This window comes from Microbacterium sp. NPDC058342, assembly GCF_042723935.1.
Classification (GTDB): Bacteria; Actinomycetota; Actinomycetes; order Actinomycetales; family Microbacteriaceae; genus Microbacterium.
Genome location: NZ_JBHXID010000002.1, coordinates 716,320 through 734,521, shown reverse-complemented (window position 1 = coordinate 734,521; position 18,202 = coordinate 716,320). Strand labels below are relative to the sequence as shown.

General features: G+C 71.0%; 20 protein-coding genes and 2 tRNA genes. 4 read left to right on the top strand and 18 right to left on the bottom strand.

Annotation, left to right across the window (positions count from 1 at the left end; genetic code table 11):
- Positions 1–19: 19 nt before the first annotated feature.
- The 5 genes from ACFWHT_RS13430 to ACFWHT_RS13410 all read right to left on the bottom strand — a co-directional run bounded on the left by ACFWHT_RS13430 (position 20) and on the right by ACFWHT_RS13410 (position 4,783).
- Entirely contained in the window at positions 20–901 is an 882-nt protein-coding gene (locus ACFWHT_RS13430; protein ID WP_378829329.1) for an aminodeoxychorismate lyase, read from the bottom strand.
- A 154-nt stretch (positions 902–1,055) separates the two neighbouring features.
- Entirely contained in the window at positions 1,056–1,685 is a 630-nt protein-coding gene (locus ACFWHT_RS13425; protein ID WP_378829327.1) for a DNA-directed RNA polymerase subunit beta, read from the bottom strand.
- A gap of 21 nt (positions 1,686–1,706) precedes the next feature.
- Positions 1,707–2,450, bottom strand: coding sequence for an anti-sigma factor domain-containing protein (locus tag ACFWHT_RS13420; protein ID WP_378829325.1), 744 nt, complete (start codon positions 2,448–2,450; stop codon positions 1,707–1,709).
- The gene (sigK, locus tag ACFWHT_RS13415) at positions 2,447–3,046 is read right to left on the bottom strand and encodes an ECF RNA polymerase sigma factor SigK (RefSeq protein WP_378829323.1); all 600 of its coding nucleotides are present in this window, start codon (positions 3,044–3,046) and stop codon (positions 2,447–2,449) included. The genes ACFWHT_RS13420 and sigK overlap by 4 nt, the downstream gene beginning before the upstream one ends.
- Before the next feature lie 33 nt (positions 3,047–3,079).
- Positions 3,080–4,783, bottom strand: a complete 1,704-nt coding sequence (locus ACFWHT_RS13410) for a cytochrome c biogenesis protein DipZ (protein WP_378829320.1) — start codon at positions 4,781–4,783, stop codon at positions 3,080–3,082.
- A 151-nt stretch (positions 4,784–4,934) separates the two neighbouring features.
- Here ACFWHT_RS13410 and ACFWHT_RS13405 point away from each other — a divergent pair, with 151 nt between their 5' ends.
- The 3 genes from ACFWHT_RS13405 (at position 4,935) to ACFWHT_RS13395 (ending at position 6,732) form a co-directional block, all read left to right on the top strand.
- Complete coding sequence (locus ACFWHT_RS13405) at positions 4,935–5,591, top strand: fasciclin domain-containing protein (protein WP_378829318.1); 657 nt, start codon at positions 4,935–4,937, stop codon at positions 5,589–5,591.
- A 180-nt stretch (positions 5,592–5,771) separates the two neighbouring features.
- Positions 5,772–5,844, top strand: a tRNA-Lys gene (locus tag ACFWHT_RS13400).
- 60 nt (positions 5,845–5,904) lie between these two features.
- Complete coding sequence (locus tag ACFWHT_RS13395) at positions 5,905–6,732, top strand: serine hydrolase domain-containing protein (protein WP_378829316.1); 828 nt, start codon at positions 5,905–5,907, stop codon at positions 6,730–6,732.
- A 5-nt stretch (positions 6,733–6,737) separates the two neighbouring features.
- On the opposite strand, the gene ACFWHT_RS13390 is transcribed toward ACFWHT_RS13395, so the two are convergent.
- Positions 6,738–7,265 carry a CGNR zinc finger domain-containing protein gene (locus tag ACFWHT_RS13390; protein ID WP_378829314.1) on the bottom strand — a complete coding sequence of 176 codons (528 nt, stop codon included), beginning with the start codon at positions 7,263–7,265 and terminating at the stop codon, positions 6,738–6,740.
- A gap of 25 nt (positions 7,266–7,290) precedes the next feature.
- Between ACFWHT_RS13390 and ACFWHT_RS13385 the strand changes: the two genes are divergently transcribed.
- Positions 7,291–7,500 carry a hypothetical protein gene (locus ACFWHT_RS13385; RefSeq protein WP_378829312.1) on the top strand — a complete coding sequence of 70 codons (210 nt, stop codon included), beginning with the start codon at positions 7,291–7,293 and terminating at the stop codon, positions 7,498–7,500.
- A 21-nt stretch (positions 7,501–7,521) separates the two neighbouring features.
- Here ACFWHT_RS13385 and ACFWHT_RS13380 read toward each other — a convergent pair whose 3' ends face one another.
- The 12 genes from ACFWHT_RS13380 to ACFWHT_RS13325 all read right to left on the bottom strand — a co-directional run bounded on the left by ACFWHT_RS13380 (position 7,522) and on the right by ACFWHT_RS13325 (position 18,091).
- Positions 7,522–8,061, bottom strand: a complete 540-nt coding sequence (locus tag ACFWHT_RS13380; RefSeq protein ID WP_378829309.1) for a DUF1697 domain-containing protein — start codon at positions 8,059–8,061, stop codon at positions 7,522–7,524.
- A complete protein-coding gene (locus ACFWHT_RS13375; protein WP_378829307.1) occupies positions 8,058–8,651 on the bottom strand; it encodes an isochorismatase family protein in 594 nt (197 codons plus the stop codon). The genes ACFWHT_RS13380 and ACFWHT_RS13375 overlap by 4 nt, the downstream gene beginning before the upstream one ends.
- Before the next feature lie 74 nt (positions 8,652–8,725).
- Positions 8,726–8,797: transfer RNA gene (locus ACFWHT_RS13370), tRNA-Thr, on the bottom strand.
- Positions 8,798–8,869: 72 nt separating this feature from the next.
- Positions 8,870–10,423: an alpha/beta hydrolase gene (locus tag ACFWHT_RS13365; RefSeq protein ID WP_378829304.1), complete on the bottom strand. Its 1,554-nt coding sequence runs from the start codon at positions 10,421–10,423 to the stop codon at positions 8,870–8,872.
- Positions 10,420–11,577 (bottom strand): DNA polymerase III subunit delta', encoded by a 1,158-nt coding sequence (locus ACFWHT_RS13360; protein ID WP_378829302.1) that lies wholly within the window; start codon positions 11,575–11,577, stop codon positions 10,420–10,422. Before ACFWHT_RS13360 ends, ACFWHT_RS13365 begins: the two co-directional genes overlap by 4 nt.
- Before the next feature lie 56 nt (positions 11,578–11,633).
- Positions 11,634–12,257: a dTMP kinase gene (gene tmk / locus ACFWHT_RS13355; RefSeq protein WP_378829300.1), complete on the bottom strand. Its 624-nt coding sequence runs from the start codon at positions 12,255–12,257 to the stop codon at positions 11,634–11,636.
- A complete protein-coding gene (gene topA / locus ACFWHT_RS13350; protein WP_378829298.1) occupies positions 12,254–15,100 on the bottom strand; it encodes a type I DNA topoisomerase in 2,847 nt (948 codons plus the stop codon). The genes tmk and topA overlap by 4 nt, the downstream gene beginning before the upstream one ends.
- A 115-nt stretch (positions 15,101–15,215) precedes the next feature.
- Positions 15,216–15,542 (bottom strand): helicase, encoded by a 327-nt coding sequence (locus ACFWHT_RS13345; RefSeq protein WP_378829295.1) that lies wholly within the window; start codon positions 15,540–15,542, stop codon positions 15,216–15,218.
- Between the two features lie 31 nt (positions 15,543–15,573).
- Positions 15,574–15,939, bottom strand: coding sequence for a TadE family type IV pilus minor pilin (locus ACFWHT_RS13340; protein WP_378829293.1), 366 nt, complete (start codon positions 15,937–15,939; stop codon positions 15,574–15,576).
- Positions 15,936–16,139 carry a DUF4244 domain-containing protein gene (locus ACFWHT_RS13335; RefSeq protein WP_378829291.1) on the bottom strand — a complete coding sequence of 68 codons (204 nt, stop codon included), beginning with the start codon at positions 16,137–16,139 and terminating at the stop codon, positions 15,936–15,938. Before ACFWHT_RS13335 ends, ACFWHT_RS13340 begins: the two co-directional genes overlap by 4 nt.
- Before the next feature lie 42 nt (positions 16,140–16,181).
- Positions 16,182–17,090: a type II secretion system F family protein gene (locus tag ACFWHT_RS13330; protein WP_378829500.1), complete on the bottom strand. Its 909-nt coding sequence runs from the start codon at positions 17,088–17,090 to the stop codon at positions 16,182–16,184.
- A complete protein-coding gene (locus ACFWHT_RS13325) occupies positions 17,087–18,091 on the bottom strand; it encodes a TadA family conjugal transfer-associated ATPase (RefSeq protein WP_378829290.1) in 1,005 nt (334 codons plus the stop codon). Before ACFWHT_RS13325 ends, ACFWHT_RS13330 begins: the two co-directional genes overlap by 4 nt.
- Positions 18,092–18,202 lie beyond the last annotated feature (111 nt).

Genomic DNA, 18,202 nt, shown 5'->3' with positions numbered 1-18,202 from the left:
GCACCGGCCTCCGGCCGGCTCAGCGCGGTGAGAGCAGGAAGGCGTTCAGGTCGGCGGTCAGGTCGGGGTCGGATGCGAGCGGTGCGCCGTCGACAGCGGTGATCGCGACGGCGAGGCGGATGCTGGACACCAGCCACGCCGCGTCGGCCTTGACGAGGTCGGATGCCGTCAGCGTGGCGTAACCGGTGCGCAGACCCTGTGCGGCGAGATGCTCGTAGACGCTCAGCTGGGTGGTGCCGTGCAGGATGCCCGCCGACGGCTCCGGCGTGACGAACTCGTCGCCCCTGCGCAGGATCAGCGAGGCGGTGGGAGCCTCGAGCACGAAGCCGTCACGGGTGACGAACACCGCGTCGTCGGCACCGCGGCGGCGCGCCTCGCGCAGCGCCGCCATGTTCACGGCGTACGAGAGGGTCTTCGCGCCCAGCAGCAGCCAGGGCGCCCGCTCCCCCGCCCCCAGGTCGTACCCGCGGTCGAGGGTGACGATTCGCACCCCCTCCCGGCGCACCGTCGCGAAGTCGGGCGCCGGAGCCACGGTCGCCCAGGCCGTGGGTGCCGGGCCGTGCTCGACGCCGCGACTGAGGATGAGCTTCACGACCGCCTCCCCGGACGGAGCGAGAGCCGCTGCGGCGGCCACCGCCTGCCGCCACTGCTCGAGGTTCGGCGCCGGCAGATCGCACAGCGAGGCTGAATGGGCGAGGCGCTGCACATGCGCCTCGACCTCGTTGGCATGCCCGTCGATGACGCCGATCGACTCGAACACGCCGTCGCCGCGCTGGGTGCTCAGCTCCCCCACGCTCAGCGCCGGGGCCGTGACGTCCATGGGCGTGAAGGTCCCGGAGTAGTCGTCACGCGCGTCCGTCGTGTCGACCGGTGCGATCATCAGGGCGTGGCGCTGGGGCATGTCCACAGCTTAGGGCGACCGGGAATACGTGCGCACGGGACGCGTTACACTAGATCGGCCGGGCCGCATAACCCCGGGCTCCAATATTCGCCGCTGCGAGCGGCCTTCCGCCGAGAGGCGTTCTTGCGGCCCGGCTTCTTCGTGCCCGCTGGTCTCAGACGAGCGCGCCACGGCGCCACGCCGTCGCGGACGCCGAGAGGTCGTCGGCGTAGCCACTGAGGCGCAGCGCGCGCCTGGTCAGCTCGGTGGCGCGCTCCGGCTCGGTCGCCTCGTCGTCGTCCGCCGTGTGCGTGGCCCCGGAGGCCTGCACGCGGCAGTATGCCGCGGCACGGTCGAGAGCGACCGCGAAATCGCCGCGGAACACGCCCCGCAGGATCGCATCGACGAGTTCGGCCAGTTCTCCGGGGCTCGCCGGGGCGGGCGCGCCGGCGATGACCGCATCCGCCGAGCGCAGTTCGACGCGACCGCGTTCGTAGAGCAGAGCCGTCATGGCGGCGTCGCGGCGGATCGAGAGCTGCAACAGGTACAGCCGCCAGAGGGCGCCCGGCAGCGATCGGGCCGGTGCGTGCGACCACAGCTCGGCGATCTCATCGATGCCGTTCTCCGCGGCGAAGGCGATCAGCCGCTCCGCCGCCTGCCCCGTCTCATCCGCGCGTGCCCGCTCGAGCAGGGCGGATGCCGTGGCGTGCGCGACGCGCGACTGCTCAGCGGGGTCCGCCGCTCCCACGAGGCTGTCGAAGGCGGCGGGCGGACGACGGACGGGACGATGGAACTGATCGGGCACCCGATAAAGGGTACGCCGGTGTCACGCCGTCGGGATGACGATGATGGGGTTGCTGGTCGGCTGTCCGTTCGGCGATCCGCCGGCGGCTTCGACCGTGACCGCGATCACGTCGCCCTCCTGCATCGCTCCCTCGAGCAGCGCGGTGGCGCGGCCGTCCTCCGGGCGGAATGTGCCGGCGGCCACAGGCGCTTCACCGCGGACGTACCAGAGTTCGTAGGTCTGCTCTTCGTCGAGAGCCTCGAGGCCGCTGGTCACGAGCACCACGTCACCCAGTGTGGCCGACCAGTGCGCCGTGGCCTCACCGCCGGACGGAAGCTCGATGGTCGCCTGCCTGGCGTCTTCCGCCGAGCGGATCTGCTCCAGCGCGGAGACCGCCTCCGGTCGCAGGAGCTGCGGAATGGCGACCACCGCGCCGACGCCGAGGGCCACGAGCAGCACCAGGCTCGCGGCGAGCGCGAAGAGACCTCGGCTCCAGCCCCGCTGCTTCACGGGAGCGCCGGCATCCGGTCGGTCCGTGCTTCCCGATTCCGCTTCGCGCTGCGGCGGCTCGGCGATCGAGGCGAGCAGGCGATCGCGCAGAGCGGGAGGCGGGGTCACGGGAGCCAGCGCATCGGCGAGCGCGGCGGCCGTCTCGGCATCCTCGTACACGCGTGCGGCCCACTCGGGGTGCGCGGAGAGCGCCCTCTGGAACCGTCCTTCGTCCTCGACCGAAAGCGCGCGCAGGGCGTGCCCTGCCGCCAGTTCGGCGAACTCCTCGTCGTTCATGCGATCACCCCCAGTTCCGTGCGCAGCCTCGACAGCCCGTCTCTCATCCTCGTCTTGATCGTCCCCAGTGGCGCTCCGACCAGAGCGGAGATCTCGCTCTGGCTGTAGCCCCCGTAGTACGCCAGCATCAGCGCCTCGCGCTGACCCTCCGGAAGGCTCCCCAGCGCAGAGACCACCCGCTCACCGTCCATACGCGCCTCGACCGTCTCGGCGACGACGTCGAAGCCGGCCTCCAGATCGCGCATCCCGATGCGGTTGTCACGGTCCTCGCTCGCCTGCGAGGACCGCACCCTGTCGACCGCCCGACGGTGTGCGATCGTGAGCACCCACGACCTTCCCTGCCCTCTGTTCGGAGCGAACCGCTGTGCGGATTGCCAGATCTCCAGAAAGACCTCCTGGAGGACTTCCTCGCTCTGCGAGCGGTTCACGAGCACACGCAGGATCAGGGCGAACACCCGAGGCGAGAGCATGTCGTACAGCTCGGCGAACGCGCGCTCGTCGTGCTGAGCGACGCGGACGAGGAGGTCGGCGGCGAGATCACCCGCCGATCCGTCCTCCGGCACATCCACACCGTCGATCACCATCTCCACAAGCATGCCGCATCCGTCCTCCCTCGTGGCGCAACGCGCTCACCCGAAGGTGAAGGAATACACCTGCACACCGGCCGGGACCTCGACGGTGAGCACGCCCTCACCCGGTTCGCCGTCGATGAGTCCGTAGGAGCGCGGTGTGCCGTCGACGGAGATCGTGCGCTCCGTCCCGTCGTCCCGGCGCACCGTGATCTCGCCGCTGCCCGCCAGGACCATCCGCACCTCGGACGCGTGGTACGACAGCCGCACATCGCCGCCGTCGTCGGCCGGGGTGGCGTACTGCGTCTCGATCCGCCACCGGCCGTCGAGCGCGAAGCTGTCGGCGGGCTGCGGGTCGGGATGCGAGAAGTCGGATTCGCCGGCGCGATATGCACCCTCTCCGCCGTAGTTGACGTCCTTCGCCGATCCCAGGAAGGTCTCCCGCGTGGTCGACCCCAGCTCAGGGGTCACGTCCTCGACCTCGGTCGCGTCGGGCAGGGAGACGGAGGGGTCGGCGTCGGCCAGGAGTTCGCGGATGAGCTTCTCGGTGGCGGCGTAGTTGCCCTCTCCGAACGCGATGTGCCGCACGCGGCCCTCGGCGTCGATGAGGTAGTGGGCGGGCCAGTAACGGTTCCGGTAGGCCGTCCACGTCGACAGCGAGTTGTCCAGGGCGACGGGGTAGTCGATGCCGAAGTCGCGCATCCCGGCGCGGACGTTGCCGGCGTCCTTCTCGAAGGCGTACTCCGGCGAATGGATGCCGATCACCTGCAGCCCTGCATCGCGATACGCCTCGTCCCAGGCGACGACGTGCGGGATCGAGCGCTGGCAGTTGATGCAGGAATAGGCCCAGAAGTCCAGGAGGACCACCTCGCCGCGCAGGTCGTCGAGGTCGAGCGCCTCGCCGTCGGGCGTGTTCAGCCACGCCTCGATTCCCCGCAGATCGGGCGCAGGGCCGCAGTCCTCGAGCATCGTGGCGCCGTTGGTGCAGTTGTCGAACGCGCGGTTCTCGTCGGTCACGAGTCCGCCGAGGTCGAGCGCGTCGCCCTGCTGCTCGGCCAGGCCCTTCTGCAGCTCGGCGGTGTAATCGGGCACGAGTCGCTGCAGCAGCTGCGGCACGTTGAAGGCAAGCCCCACGGCCAGAGCGATCATCGCGATGCCCGCGGCGATGCGCAGCCCGCGCTCCCGGGAGCGGAAGGCGCGGATGCGCTCGACGAGCCCGCGTCCGGCGAGCGCGAAGACGAGCAGCGGCAGAGCCACGCCGATGCCGAAGGACACGGTCAGCAGCACGGTGTCGATGCCGATCCGTCCCGTCGATCCGGCCACGATGATCGCCGCGAGGACGGGGCCGGCACAGGGGACGAAGACGGCGCCGAGGGCCAGGCCCACCCCGAAACCGCTGCCGCCGTTGCGGACCTCCTTGCGGGGGATCCACTGGAACGGCTTCTCGAGCAGCTGCTCGAAGCGCGGAATGAGCAGCGCGACTCCCAACAGGATCAGCACGGCGATGCCCGCCCAGCGGATGACGTCCTGCGGCAGGTTGAGCAGTCCGAGCAGCAGCGAGCCGGCGAGCGTCACGAGGCTGAAGCTCAGGACGAGGCCGGCGATCACCAGATACGGCCGTGCTCGCGATGCGGGCGCCACCTCTCCCTCGAACCGGGCCGACTGCGCGCCTCCGGTCAGGAAGATGACCGGCAGCACCGGCAGGATGCACGGGGAGATGCCCGTGATGAGACCGCCGAGCAGCCCGATGATGATCAGATCCATGATCCGCCTTCCGTCGCACCTTCTTCGACGCGGGCGGTCGATTCGGATTGGTCCGGGCCGTCTTCGAGATTCGTCCAATCCGATCCGCGGGGCATCCCGAACAACCTCCGACGCCGCGGGAGGTCCGCGGCTCCGAACTCCGGAGGTTGACATGCTCAGCACCAAGAAGAAGATCACCGCAGCTCTCTCACTCGGTTTCGCCGGCATCCTCGTTCTGGCGGGATGCACGATGAACGGCGAGTCGAGCTCTCCGTCCGAAGAGCCCAAGGCACCCGAGGCGTCGGAGCCGGCGCCCGACACGATGGACCCCGCGGCCAACCTCGTGGGCCCTGGCTGCGAGGCCTACGCCGAGCAGGTTCCCGACGGAGACGGCTCGATCATGGGCATGTCCCAGGACCCGGTCGCCGTGGCGGCGTCCAACAACCCGCTGCTGACCACGCTGGTCTCGGCGGTCAGCGGCGAGCTGAACCCCGACGTGAACCTCGTCGACACGCTCAACGGCGACGAGTTCACGGTGTTCGCACCGGTCGACGACGCGTTCGGCAAGATCGACCCGGCCACGATCGAAGGCCTCAAGACCGATGCGGACACGCTCTCGTCGATCCTGACCTACCACGTGGTGCCCGGCCAGATCGAGCCCGCGGACATCGCCGGCATGCACGCCACCGTGCAGGGCGCCGAGGTGGAGGTCACCGGCTCGGGCGACATGCTCAAGGTGAACGACGCCAACGTCATCTGCGGCGGCGTGCAGACCGCCAACGCCACGGTCTACCTGATCGACTCGGTGCTGATGCCCCCGGCTCAGTGACCGTCGGCGGGCGGGTCGTGGGGACGCACCGCCCGTGACACCCGAGGCGTGGGGGGCGACGCGACGGGAGAAGCGCGCACACCGGATCATCCGGGGTGCGCGCTTCTGCGTGTGCCGCGGTCGTCGACACTCCTCCGACGCCGGATAGGATGGATCGGTCGGGCCGCGAGCCCGTCGGACGGGCCTCTAGCTCAGTTGGCAGAGCATCGGACTTTTAATCCGCGGGTCGTGGGTTCGAGCCCCACGGGGCCCACCGTCACCGCGTCGGCAGGATGCCGGACCGTCCGCATCCCGCCGTCGCCACGGAGGAATCATGACGCCCTGGCACGACGTCCTCGCCCGCATCGACGCCTGGCCGGTGGCCAGCGCCTCGGCTGCCGTCGTCGCAGCGGATGGCACCGTCCTCGCCTCACACGGTGACATCGACCGTCCCTTCCGCCTCGCTTCCGTCACGAAACCGCTGACGGCGTACGCGGCGCTGGTCGCCGTCGAGGAAGGCGTCTTCGAGCTCGACGCCCCGGCCGGACCGCCCGGGTCGACCGTGCGCCATCTGCTGGCGCACACCTCCGGCCTCGACTTCGCCGAGGACCGCGTGCGGGCCGAGCCCGGCACACGGCGCATCTACTCCAACCGCGGCTTCGAGGTGCTCGCCGAGACGCTCGCCCTGCGGTCGGGCATCGGATTCGCACAGTACCTCGAAGAGGCCGTGCTCACCCCGCTGGGCATGAGGTCCACTCGGCTGGAGGGCTCGGCGGGCGCCGGCGGCGTCTCCACCGTGTCCGATCTCATCCGCTTCGCTGCGGAGCTGCAGCATCCCGCGCTCCTGCACCCGCAGACCCTCGCCACCGCGACCGCCGTCGTCTTCCCCGGGTTGGACGGTGTTCTCCCCGGGTACGGCATCCAGCGGCCGAACGACTGGGGCCTCGGGTTCGAGGTGCGCGCCGCCAAGAAGCCGCACTGGACCTCGACCGCGAACTCACCCGCCACCTTCGGCCACTTCGGGCAGAGCGGCACGTTCCTGTGGGTGGACCCGGCGGCGAAGGCCGCCTGCATCGCCTTGACCGACCGCGACTTCGGCCCATGGGCGATCGAGGCTTGGCCCTCGCTGTCCGACGCGGTGCTCGCAGCCCTGCGCGGGTAGTGCTCTCAGCGCGCTTCCGCACCGCGGGCGCGATGACGGCGCACGGCGTCACGGTTGGCGCAGCGCACCGAGCAGTAGCGCTGGCGGCCGTTGCGCGTCACGTCCACGACGACGCGCTGGCAGGGCGATGCGGCGCAGCGGCTGAGCCGATGCATGCCGCGCTCGGTGAGATGCAGTGCCGTGCCGACGCTGAGCACGCCGCTGAGGACGTCGGGCAGAGATCTGGTGGGATCGCGATAGTGCAGGTGCCAGCCCTCCCCGTCGTGGTCGGTGAGCTGCGGGTAGGCCGCGGCCGCCGCCATCTGCGCGTTGAGGGCCGACGCCCGCGCCGCGTCGTCCGGGGCGTCCACCACGCCCAGCCAGGCATCGAGCACCACGCGCGTGCGCGCGTGATCGTCGGGCGCCCTGTCGAACGCCATCGTCATCCCGTGCTCGCGGGTGCGCTGCTCGATGCCGTCGCGGTCAGCCGGCCAGTCGTTCGCCAGTGACGCGCCGAGCATGACCGCGTACTCACCGTAAGGGTTGAGATGCATAACGCCATTACATCATCGTGGAGGCATGACCGCATCGCAGACTCTCCCGATCCGCATCCCGACGCAGCCGCCCCTGCACGAGCACGCCTGGTCCGTCGAGTCCGCGCATCGCACCTCCCAGGGCGAGATCGTGTACGTGCGGTGCGACGGGTGCGGCGTGCGGCGCGTGGATCTGCGGACCGTCGCCGGGACGCCGCCGACGGCCCAGAGCAGGACCACGGCCGCTGCCCGCTGACTCGCGCCGCAGAGCGGACGCTCAAGCGGTGAGCTCCACCAGTTTGCGAAGCGTGAGCAGGTTGCGCGCCGTGCCGGCGACGCCGAGTGCACGATCGAGCACGGGACGGGTGAGCTTGGTGTTCCCGGCGCCGACCGCACCGTAGTCCAGCCACAGGTCGTGGCCGGCCAGTGCAATGCGCTCCCCGGGCTGAAGCCGAGGGCGCAGCGCCTGCTCGGCACCGGGCGAGGGCGCACCCTCCAGGAACATGATGTGCAGCATCTTGTCCGCCGGGGCATCCGGAAACGGGTTCGCAGCGAGCGCCGCGACCAGAGCCTCGTGACGGCGCGCGATCACCGGCGTATCCACGCCGAAGGCCTCGTGGATCAGCTTCCGCACCTGGGTACATGCTTCGTCGGGATCGCCCTCGATCCCGCAGATCACGTTGCCGCTGGCGATGTACGTGGAGACGTCCGTCAGCTCGGTGCGCTCGGCGAGGAGCCCGCGCAGCTGAGCCATCGGTACGCGGTTGCGCCCCGAGACGTTCACGGCGCGCAGCAGCAGCGCGAAACGCCCGGTCACGCGTCGCTCGGGCCGGCCGACCCGCCCTCGGCGAGGTCGGCGCCCGCGTGCGCGAGCTCGGCCAGCGCCGCAGCGCTCGACTCGGCGCCGACGCCCGCCACGAGGTCGGTGAGCACCCGCACCCGGATGCCGTGGGCAATGGCGTCGAGCGCGGATGCCCGCACGCAGTGGTCCGTGGCGATGCCGACGACGTCGGCCTGCGTCACCCCATGGGCTGCGAGGATCTCGCCGGTCGTCGCGCCGTCCGCGGCGCCTTCGAACATCGAATAGGCAGGTCGCCCCTGCCCCTTGAGCACGTGGTGCGTGATGGCATCCGTCGTCAGCAGCGGGTCGTAGGCGGCGCCGGGGCTGCCTGCGACGCAGTGCACCGGCCAGGTGTCGACGTAGTCGGGGTCGGGGGCGAAGTGCCCGCCGTTGTCGCCGTCGGCGTCATGCCAGTCCCGCGACGCGACGACCACGGCGTAGTCCGTGGCGTGACGCTCGAGGAAGGCGCTCACGCCCGACGCGACCGCGTCTCCACCGGCGACGGCGAGCGCGCCGCCCTCGGTGAAATCGTTCTGGACGTCGACGATCAGAAGCGCTCTGCTCATGCTTCGAGACTACGACGTCCGGTGGATGACGAGACGGCGAAGGGCCCGGGACTGTTCATCCCGGGCCCTGTCGGAGCCACCTGTCAGGATCGAACTGACGGCCTTCCCATTACGAGTGGGATGCTCTACCACTGAGCTAAGGTGGCGTGCGCCGCGGACTGCGGCACAAGCAAAGATCCTACTACGACGATCCGGCCACCGCGAAACCGGCCCGCGGTTCACTCGCAGCGCAGACCGTCCTCGGGCACCGTGCCCTGCAGCAGGAAACCCTCCACCGCGTCGTCCACGCAGCCGTTGCCCTTGTTGTAGCCGGTGTGGCCCTCCCCGACGCGGGTCACCAGCACACCCTCCTCGAGCTGCTCGGCCAGGGACTCCGACCACGCGTACGGCGTGGCGGGATCGTTGGTCGTGCCGACGACGACGATCGGCCCGGAGCCGGAGGCGGCGATCTCCTCCCGCACGCCGACGGCCGGGTAGGGCCAGACCTCGCAGGGATCGGGCCCCTGCCAGTACGGGGCGAACGTCGGCGCCTTCTTCTCGATGGTCCGCATGGCGGCGTCTTCGGCGGCCTGATCGTCCTCGACCGGATAGTCCATGCAGTTGTACGCACGGAAGGCTTCGGCCGAGTTGTCGATGTACGTGCCGTCGGGGTCGCGCCCGTTGTAGCTGTCGGCGAGCGCCATCATCACCGAAGCATCCCCCTGCAGCGCAGCGGTCAGCCCCTGGGTCAGGTAGGACCAGCTGGCCTCGCTGTACAGCGCCGAGATGACCCCGGTCACCATGGTGTCGACCGTGAGGCTGCGTCCGTCGGAGTTCTCCAGCGGCGTCCGCGCGACGCTCGCCAGCAGCGCACGGAGATCGTTGAGCGCCTCGTCGACGGTGCCGTTGAACGGGCAGCCGTCCGAGGAGAGGCAGCCCTGCATGTAGGCGCGCAGCGCGGATTCAAAGCCGACCGCCTGGGTCGTGCCGACGTCCAGCCCCGGCACGGCCGGGTCGATCGCGCCGTCGAGCACCAGCCGCTGCGCGCGGTCGGGGTAGAGCTTGGCGTACGTGGCGCCGAGGAACGTGCCATAGGAGTAGCCGAGGTAGTTCATCGTCTTGTCGCCGAGCACCCCGCGGATGAGGTCCATGTCGCGGGCGGAGTTGACCGTGGTGATGTACGGCAGGATGCCGTCGCTGTTCGCCTCGCAGGCATCCGCGAAGTCCCGGTTGCGCTCGGCGAGCGCGGCCTCCCACTCCGGGGTGTCCCGCGGCGCCTCGACGACTCCGTAGTTGTACTCGTCCATCGCCTCGGGATCGAGGCAGGCGACGGCACTGGAGCGTCCCACGCCCCGCGGATCGAAGCCGATCACGTCGAAGCTCTCGATCAGCTTCGTACCGACAGCGAACTCGAGGCTGCCGGCCACGAAGTCGTGACCGCTCGCGCCCGGGCCGCCCGGGTTGATCAGCAGCGAGCCCCGGAACTCACCGGTGGCCTGGTGGCGCACGACGGAGAGGGTGATGTCGTCGCCCTCGCCCGGTGCGTCCCAGTCCCGGGGGGCGGCGATCTCGGTGCAGTCGAACGCGCCGCCGCACTGCTCCCAGCTGATCTCCTGCGAATAGTACGACAGCAGCTCCGGTGCCACGCCGCTCGTGTCGGGTTCGCGGGTGATCGAGAAGGGCGCGTCGGGTATCTGCGCATAGAGGCATCCCGAGAGCGCGAGGGATGCCACGGCGAGCCCGGCTATGACGGCGATGGTGCGGCGCAGTCCGCGCCCTGCTCGGTGGATCACGGGGTCCTTCCGCTGGAGATGGTGACGAGGAGGCTTTCGACGGCCAGCAGAGGCGAGACGTTGCGTTCGAGGGACTCGCGCGTCGCGGCGATGGCGTCGAGGACGAGGATGCTGCGCTCCACCGGCCAGGCGGCGGCCAGCGCGTCCAGTTCGTCTCGCAGTTCGAGGTTGATCAGCCCGCCGTCGCGGCCGTACTGGAGCATGACGACGTCGCGGTACAGGGACTGCAGGTCGGTGAGCACGCGGTCGATCCCATCGCGCAGGCTCCGCGTCGCGCGCTTCTTCTGATCGTCTTCGAGGGCGGAGATCTGCGATCGCAGCGCGGGCGGCACTGCTTGCCCCTCGGCGACGCCCACCGTGCGCAGCAGCGCGGCGCGCTCGGCCGCGTCGCGCTCGGCCGTCAGCGCCTTCGCGTCATCGGTCGCAGCCTGGATGATGCGCCCGGCCACCTCGACCGCGGTGCTGACGCCGCGCACGCCGAGCACGGCGCGCAGGGTCTCGTCCCGACGACGGCGCGCGCCGTCGTCCGTGGCGAGACGCTGCGCCATGCCGATGTGCCGTTGCGCATGCCGGGCCGACTGCTCGGCGGTGGCGTCGTCCAGGCCCGTCCTGAGGGTGATCAGCCGGGCGACGTCGGCCACATCGGGCTCGCGCAGCCGGAGGGGACGCACCCGCGACCGGATCGTCGGCAGCAGATCGGCCTCGCTGGGTGCGCACAGCACCCAGACCGTCTGCTCCGGCGGTTCCTCGAGAGCCTTCAGCAGCACGTTGGAGGTGCGCTCGACCATGCGGTCCGCATCCTCGACGACGATCACCCGATATCGCCCCACGGACGGCGCGAAGTAGGAGCGCTCGACCAGCGAGCGCGCCTCGGCGATCGTGATGATCACCTTGTCGGTGCGCAGCGCCGTCAGATCGGGGTGGGTTCCGGCGAGCACCTGACGCATCGTCTTCTCGTCGTCGGGGCTGTCCGAGATCAGCGCCGCGGCGAAGGCGTAGGCGAGCGTCGAGCGGCCCGAACCGGGCGGCCCGGTGATGAGCCAGGCGTGCGAGAGGGCGGCCGGATCCTCCGCGGCCTGCCGCAGCGTCTCGACCGCGGCGTCCTGACCCCACACCTCACCCCAGGGGAAGGGCGCGAGGGCGGTCGAGGTCATGGTGTCCAGCCTAACCGCGGCGTCGACATCGGCCGTGACGTCGCGTTCGCGACGTCTCAGAGGTCGACGGCCACCCGCGCGCGGATCAGGGTCGCGATGTCCTCCGGGTCGCGGGTCGCGTCCACGACGAGGAAGCGACGCGGCTCGGCGGCCGCCAGCCCCAGGTACGACTCGCGCACCCGGGCGTGGAACTCCTCCTTCTCGGCCTCGAGACGATCGAACGGCTTGTCGGCGGCGTCGAGGCGACGCCGCGCGACGAGCGGATCGATGTCGAGGAGGACCGTGAGATCGGGCAGAGCGCCTTCGGCGGCCCACAGCGACAGGTCGCGCACCTCGGTGGCGTCGAGCACGCGCCCGGCCCCCTGATACGCGACGGACGAGTCGAGATACCGGTCCTGGATGACGACCTCGCCCCGCTCGATCGCCGGACGCACGACCGTGGCCACGTGGTGCGCCCGATCCGCGGCGTACAGCAGCGCCTCCGCGCGGGGTGCGATCTCGCCGCGGTGGTGCAGCACGATATCGCGGATGAGGGTCCCGACCTCGGACCCGCCCGGCTCGCGCGTGCGCAGCACGGTGCGGCCGCGGGCGCCGAGCCATTCGGCGAGGAGCTCCGCCTGGGTGGTCTTCCCCGAGCCGTCACCACCTTCGAGGGTGATCCAGCGCCCCTCCGACGTCACGAGCCCGCCTTCGCCGCGGCGTTGGCGGCGCGCGTCGCCGCGGCCTTCTTCGCTGCGGCTGAGCGGGCGGCGGCCTTCTCGGCGTCGGTCGCCGGCGACTTCTTCGCAGACGCCTTCTTCGCCGGGGTCTTCGCGGCGGGTGCCTTCTTGGCGGGTGCCTTCTTCGCGGGTGCCTTCTTGGCGGCCGCGCGACCCCGCTTGGGGGCCGGGCCCTTGGCGCGCTTGTCGGCGAGCATCTGCACCGCGATCTCGAACGTGATGTCGTCCGGGGTCTGGCCGCGCGGAATCGTGACGTTCGTCTCGCCGTCGGTCACATAGGCGCCGAAGCGGCCGTCGCGGATCCGGATCAGCTTGCCGCTGACCGGGTCGGCCTCGAACTCCTTCAGCGCGCTGCTGGCACGGCGTCCGCCGTACTTGGGCTGGGCGTAGAGTTCGAGGGCCTGCTCGAGGGTGACGTCGAAGATCTGCGACTCGCTCTCCAGCGAGCGCGAGTCGGTGCCCTTCTTCAGGTACGGACCGAACCGGCCGTTCTGGGCCGTGATCTGCTCGCCCGATTCGGGATCGGCGCCCACCACGCGGGGCAGGCCCAGCAGCTTGAGCGCGGTTTCGAGATCGATCGTCTCGACCGACATGGAGCGGAACAGCGAGGCGGTGCGCGGCTTGGGCGCCGCCTCCTTCTTCTTCGCGCCTTTCTTCCTGGGCGCGTCGACGACCTCTCCGGTCGCCTCGTCGACGGTGTCGTCGTCGGCGACCGGTTCGTTCTCCTGCACGTAGGGTCCGAAACGGCCGTCCTTGACGACGATGACCCTGCCGTTCTCCGGGTTCTCGCCGAGTACGCGATCACCCGCGACGGGTGCGTCGATGAGCTCCTGAGCCTTCTCGGCCGTGAGCTCGTCGGGAGCGAGGTCCTCGGGGACGTTGACGATGCGCGGCTTGGCATCCGGGTCCGCGGATTCGGCGACCTCGAGGTAGGGACCGTACTTGCCGAAGCGCAGCGTGGCCGTGTCGGTGATGCGCGTCGAGTTCAGCGCACGGGCGTCGATCTCGCCGAGATTGTCGACGACCTGCCGCAGGCCGACCTGCGATTCCGAGCCGTAGTAGAACGACTTCAGCCATTCCACGCGGTTCTGCTCGCCGCGGGCGATGGCATCGAGGTCGTCCTCGAGAGCGGCGGTGAAGTCGTAGTCGATGAGGTCGGCGAAGTGCTGCTCGAGCAGGCGCACCACGCTGAAGGCCAGCCACGTGGGCACGAGCGCCTGTCCCCGCTTGCTCGCGTAACCGCGGTCGATGACCGTGCCGATGATGCTCGCGAACGTCGACGGTCGGCCGATGCCGTGCTCCTCGAGCGCCTTCACGAGCGACGCCTCCGTGTAGCGGGGCTTCGGGGTGGTGCGGTGGCCCTTCGGGGTGGCGTCCGAGATCGCCAGCTCGTCGCCGACGGCGACGGCGGGCAGTGACTGGTTCTCGGCGGAGTCCTGCGCGTTGCGCTTCTCGTCGCGCCCTTCCTCGTAGGCCTCGAGGAAGCCCTTGAACGTGTACACGGTGCCGGATGCGGTGAACTCGACCTTCCGGCCGTCGGCATCCGCTTCGAGGGTGACGGTGGTGGTCTCGTACTTGGCATCCGCCATCTGGCTGGCGACGGTGCGCTTCCAGATGAGGTCGTAGAGGCGCTGCTCTTCGCGATCCAGCCCGGAGGACACGGATGCCGGCGTGCGGAAGGTCTCACCCGAGGGCCGGATCGCCTCGTGCGCCTCCTGCGCGTTCTTGCTCTTCGACTTGTACACGCGGGGCTTGAGCGGAACGGCGGCGTCGCCGTACAGCGCGACGGCCTGGCTGCGCGCGGCCTGGACGGCCTGCGTGCTCAGCGCCGTCGAGTCGGTGCGCATATAGGTGATGTACCCCTTCTCGTACAGGCGCTGCGCGACGCTCATCGCCTGCTTCGCGCTCATCGAGAGCTTGCGCCCGGCCTCCTGCTGCATGGTGGAGGTCGTGAAGGGCGCGTAGGGACTGCGCGTGCCGGGCTTGGCCTCCACCTTGCCGACGGTCGCAGAGCCGACCGCGTCGACCGCCGCCGCCAGCGTCGAGGCCTCCGCCTCGGAGAGCACGACGACGGCCTTCTTGAGCTTTCCGGTGTCGTCGAAGTCGGTGCCACGGGCCAGCTGACCGCCGTCGATGCGGACCAGGCGCACGCCGAACGCCTGACCGGTGGCGGATGCGCTCGCCTCGACGTCCCAGTACTCGGCGGAGACGAACGCCATGCGCTCGCGCTCGCGATCGACGATCATCCGGGTCGCGGCGGACTGCACGCGTCCGGCGGACAGGCCGGACTTGACCTTGTACCAGAGCACGGGCGACACGTCCCAGCCGTACAGCCGGTCGAGGATGCGGCGGGTCTCCTGCGCGTCGACGAGCGCGAGATCGAGATCGCGGGTGCGTCCGACCGCCGCCTGGATGGCGTCCTTGGTGATCTCGTGGAACACCATCCGCTTGACGGGGACCTTCGGCTTGAGAGTCTCCAGCAGGTGCCACGCGATGGCCTCGCCCTCGCGGTCCTCATCGGTGGCGAGCAGGACCTCGTCGGCGCTCTTCAGCGCGCGCTTGAGCTCCGCGACCGTCTTGGTCTTGCGATCCGAGACGACGTAGTAGGGGTCGAAGCCGTTCTCGACGTCGATCGAGTACTTGCCGTACGCCTCCTTGTCGGCGGCGGGGATGTCCTTCTTGTCGGCGAGGTCGCGGATGTGTCCGACGGAGCTGAGGACCTCGTAGCCGTCACCGAGATATCCCTGAATCGATCGCATCTTCGTCGGGGACTCGACGATGACGAGCTTCTTGCCTTGTGCCAAGAGTGCGTCCTTTCTCCGAAGCACACCATACACACCGCTCTCCTGGGCGGGGCACAGGGTCGCGGCGGCACGCGGTGAGCCGGCTGCCCGCGGCGGATGCGCGGTGTTCGTCGCGTCATCCCTCGGGTCGCCCGGCTCGGGCGCGGGAGATCGCGACCAGACCAGCGTACGCGGATCTGACCTCGACGGTCGCCGTGAGCTCGTCGATGCGGCACGCCGACAGCGCGGCATCCGACGCCCCGGCGACCCGGGCGGCGACCGCGCACGGCTCCTGGCCGGTCGGCACGGCGCCGGAGGCGGCATCCGCGGCGGCGAGCGCGGCCGCATCGGCGGCGCCTGCCGTGCGCTGAGCCGTCACGGCCGCCCCGCCGACGGCCGCCAGCCCGAGTGCCAGCGTCGCGGCGACGCTCAGCACTCCGGCTGCGAGCGATGCACCGGCCATGACGGCCTCCTCCTTCCGGCGAACGCGGACATCAGAGTCCTCCGTGAAGAGCACAGCTGCGTGCCCGCAGCGGGATGCTGATCACCCGGCCCACGCCCAGCTCGGCGGTCGTCGTGACGCAGACCAGGTCGCCGGATCGGCTCGACGTCATCCGCGCCCCGGCCACGGCCGTGCGGACCACGCCGGCGGCGCGCGCAGCGTCCTCGCCGCGGCCGAGCAGGCGGGCGGCATCGGCCGCGGCATCCTGCAGCGAGACCTGGGTGGCTGCGGCGCTCAGCGCCCCGACGCCGAGCAGCAGGGCGATCAGCACGGCGGGCAGGGCGACGGCCAGCTCCGCCGCGACGGACCCCCGCTCGTCGCCCGCCCCCGCGTGGCACCGCACCGCTGCGTTCCTCACGACACCGTCAGCGCCCGCCGGACCAGATCGGTCAGGATGCCCCTGACCTCGTCGGAGCGCATGATCACCACCAGCAGCCCGGCGAAGGCGACCGCCGCCATCGTCGTGATCGCATACTCGGCCGTCGCCGCGCCCGACTCGTCGGCGAACAGGCGTGCGGCCCGGTGCCTGGTCAGCTCGGGCAGGTCGTTCTCGTTCATCTCATTCCTTCTCTCTTACAGGGGACGGCTCTCGTCCCGGGTCTAGATCGGCAGCGGTGCGGAGCCGAGCACGCTGAGCATCAGCGGTGCGACACCGAGCAGCAGGAACGCGGGCAGGGTGCACGCGCCCAGGGGCAGCAGCAGCGTCGAGGACAGCCGCGCCGCGCGCAGACGCCCTTGCACCCGCGCCTCCTGACGCTGCTGCGCGGCGGATGCCCGCAGCAGTGCACCCGCCGGCACGCCGGCACTGCGAGACAGCTCGAGCACGGCTTCGGTCGCCTCCCGCTCGTCGAGCACGGCGGCGGAGCTGTGCTCGACCAGACGCAGAGCACGCGGGATGCCCACGCCGCCCGAGAGGGCGACGCCGACGAGCTCCGCGTGCATGCCCGGTGTACCCGGCCGCGGGCGAGCGCCGCGCACCAGGCGGGCGGTCCACATCCTCGCTGCGAGCACCAGCACGGCACCGCCGATCACGCAGGCGATCCCGATCGGGTTGGTGACCAGCACGCCCACGGTGTCGAACCCCAGCGCGAACCCGAGGAGCAGTCCGGCGAAGGGCAGCCACAGCAGCAGCCGAGCGGTGCCCATGGGCTCGGCCAGCGCGATGCGCACGTCGTCGGCTGCGGTCGCAGCATCCTGGAGCGATTCGGCCAGCGACCGCAGCACATCGGCCAGCGGCGCCCCCACGATCGTGGCGATCTCCCACGCGGCGCCGACGTCGGTCCATGCGCCGCCCTCGGCGTCGATCGCAGCGGGCAGCACCGCGCCCGCCGCGCAGCGCTCCGTCACCCGAGCGGCACGGGCATCGCCGGTGTCGGCGATGTGCTGCCAGGCCGCCGTCGGACGTGCTCCCGCCTGCAGCATGACCGCCAGGGTGCGCACGGTCGCCGCGGCGGCGGCCGCCTCCGCCCCGGCATCGCTCTCGGAGGAGCGGCGCCACGGCATCCTCATGACCACGGCTGCACCTCCTCGATGCTCAGGCGCTCGTCGACGAGGATCAGCCGGCCCGCACGGGCGATGCGCCGGCGCCCGTCCGGCGCTCGCTCGAGATGCAGCACGACGGTGAAGGCGCTGACGGCCTGCCGGGCGAGGGCGACCGCATCCATGCCGGCGAGCGCGCCGAGCGCTTCCAGCCGCGCGGGCACATCGGTCAGTCCGCTGGCGTGCAGCGTTCCCGCGCCGCCGTCGTGCCCCGTGTTCAGCGCGGTGAGCAGCTCGCGGACCTCCTCTCCGCGGCACTCGCCGACCACGAGACGATCGGGCCGCATCCGCAGCGACTCGCGCACCAGCATGGCGAGTGTGATGCGACCGGCACCCTCCAGGTTCGCCTGCCGTGCCTCGAGGGAGATGTGGTGCGGATGCCGGAGGCGCAGCTCGGCGACGTCCTCGATCGTGACGATGCGCTCCCTTTCGCCGACCTCGGTCAGCAGGGCCGACAGCAGCGTCGTCTTGCCCGTGCCGGTGCCGCCGGTGAGCAGCACGTTCGCGCGCTCGCGCACCAGCCGCGACAGCCAGGAGCGCTGCGCCGGCGAGAACGTGCCGGATGCGGCGAGCGCGTCCAGATCGGCGCGCAGCGCCCGCGGCACGCGGATGGACAGCGCCGTTCCCGAGGTCGAGACCGGCGCGAGCACGGCGTGCACCCGGATGCCGTCGTCCAGACGCACGTCGACGCAGGGCGACTGGTCGTCGAGATGCCGCCCGCCGGCGGCGACCAGGGCGACGGCCAGGTCGCGCACTTCGCGCTCGGATGCCCGCCAGTTCGCGACGGGCTCCGCACCTTCGCCGCGGTCGACGTACAGCCCGTGCATGCCGTTGACGAAGATGTCGGTCACCCGCTCGTCGCGCACGTGCTCCGTGAGCGCACCGAATGCCGGGTCGACGCTCAGCGCGGTCGCCGGCTCGGAGAAGGGCGCGGAGTGGATGCGGGGCTGGAGGACGAACGGTTCGGGCATGCGACGACGCTAGGTCGATGTGGGCAGGCCCGGATGCCGGTTTCCCGGCGGCTGTGCACAATCCGGCGGAAACCGTTTCTGTGCAGGACGAGCGCGTCGGCGCCGTGCCTG

Excerpts from the sequence above, each read along its gene's own strand:
- ACFWHT_RS13345 (WP_378829295.1), bottom strand. The coding sequence starts at position 15,542 with ATGGCCGGTGCATCGCTCGCAGCCGGAGTGCTGAGCGTCGCCGCGACG.
- ACFWHT_RS13420 (WP_378829325.1), bottom strand. The coding sequence starts at position 2,450 with ATGAACGACGAGGAGTTCGCCGAACTGGCGGCAGGGCACGCCCTGCGC.
- ACFWHT_RS13335 (WP_378829291.1), bottom strand. The coding sequence starts at position 16,139 with ATGAACGAGAACGACCTGCCCGAGCTGACCAGGCACCGGGCCGCACGC.
- sigK (WP_378829323.1), bottom strand. The coding sequence starts at position 3,046 with ATGCTTGTGGAGATGGTGATCGACGGTGTGGATGTGCCGGAGGACGGA.
- ACFWHT_RS13385 (WP_378829312.1), top strand. The coding sequence starts at position 7,291 with ATGACCGCATCGCAGACTCTCCCGATCCGCATCCCGACGCAGCCGCCC.
- ACFWHT_RS13395 (WP_378829316.1), top strand. The coding sequence starts at position 5,905 with ATGACGCCCTGGCACGACGTCCTCGCCCGCATCGACGCCTGGCCGGTG.
- ACFWHT_RS13330 (WP_378829500.1), bottom strand. The coding sequence starts at position 17,090 with ATGAGGATGCCGTGGCGCCGCTCCTCCGAGAGCGATGCCGGGGCGGAG.
- ACFWHT_RS13325 (WP_378829290.1), bottom strand. The coding sequence starts at position 18,091 with ATGCCCGAACCGTTCGTCCTCCAGCCCCGCATCCACTCCGCGCCCTTC.
- ACFWHT_RS13430 (WP_378829329.1), bottom strand. The coding sequence starts at position 901 with ATGCCCCAGCGCCACGCCCTGATGATCGCACCGGTCGACACGACGGAC.
- ACFWHT_RS13390 (WP_378829314.1), bottom strand. The coding sequence starts at position 7,265 with ATGCATCTCAACCCTTACGGTGAGTACGCGGTCATGCTCGGCGCGTCA.
- ACFWHT_RS13410 (WP_378829320.1), bottom strand. The coding sequence starts at position 4,783 with ATGGATCTGATCATCATCGGGCTGCTCGGCGGTCTCATCACGGGCATC.
- ACFWHT_RS13360 (WP_378829302.1), bottom strand. The coding sequence starts at position 11,577 with ATGACCTCGACCGCCCTCGCGCCCTTCCCCTGGGGTGAGGTGTGGGGT.
- ACFWHT_RS13375 (WP_378829307.1), bottom strand. The coding sequence starts at position 8,651 with ATGAGCAGAGCGCTTCTGATCGTCGACGTCCAGAACGATTTCACCGAG.
- ACFWHT_RS13405 (WP_378829318.1), top strand. The coding sequence starts at position 4,935 with ATGCTCAGCACCAAGAAGAAGATCACCGCAGCTCTCTCACTCGGTTTC.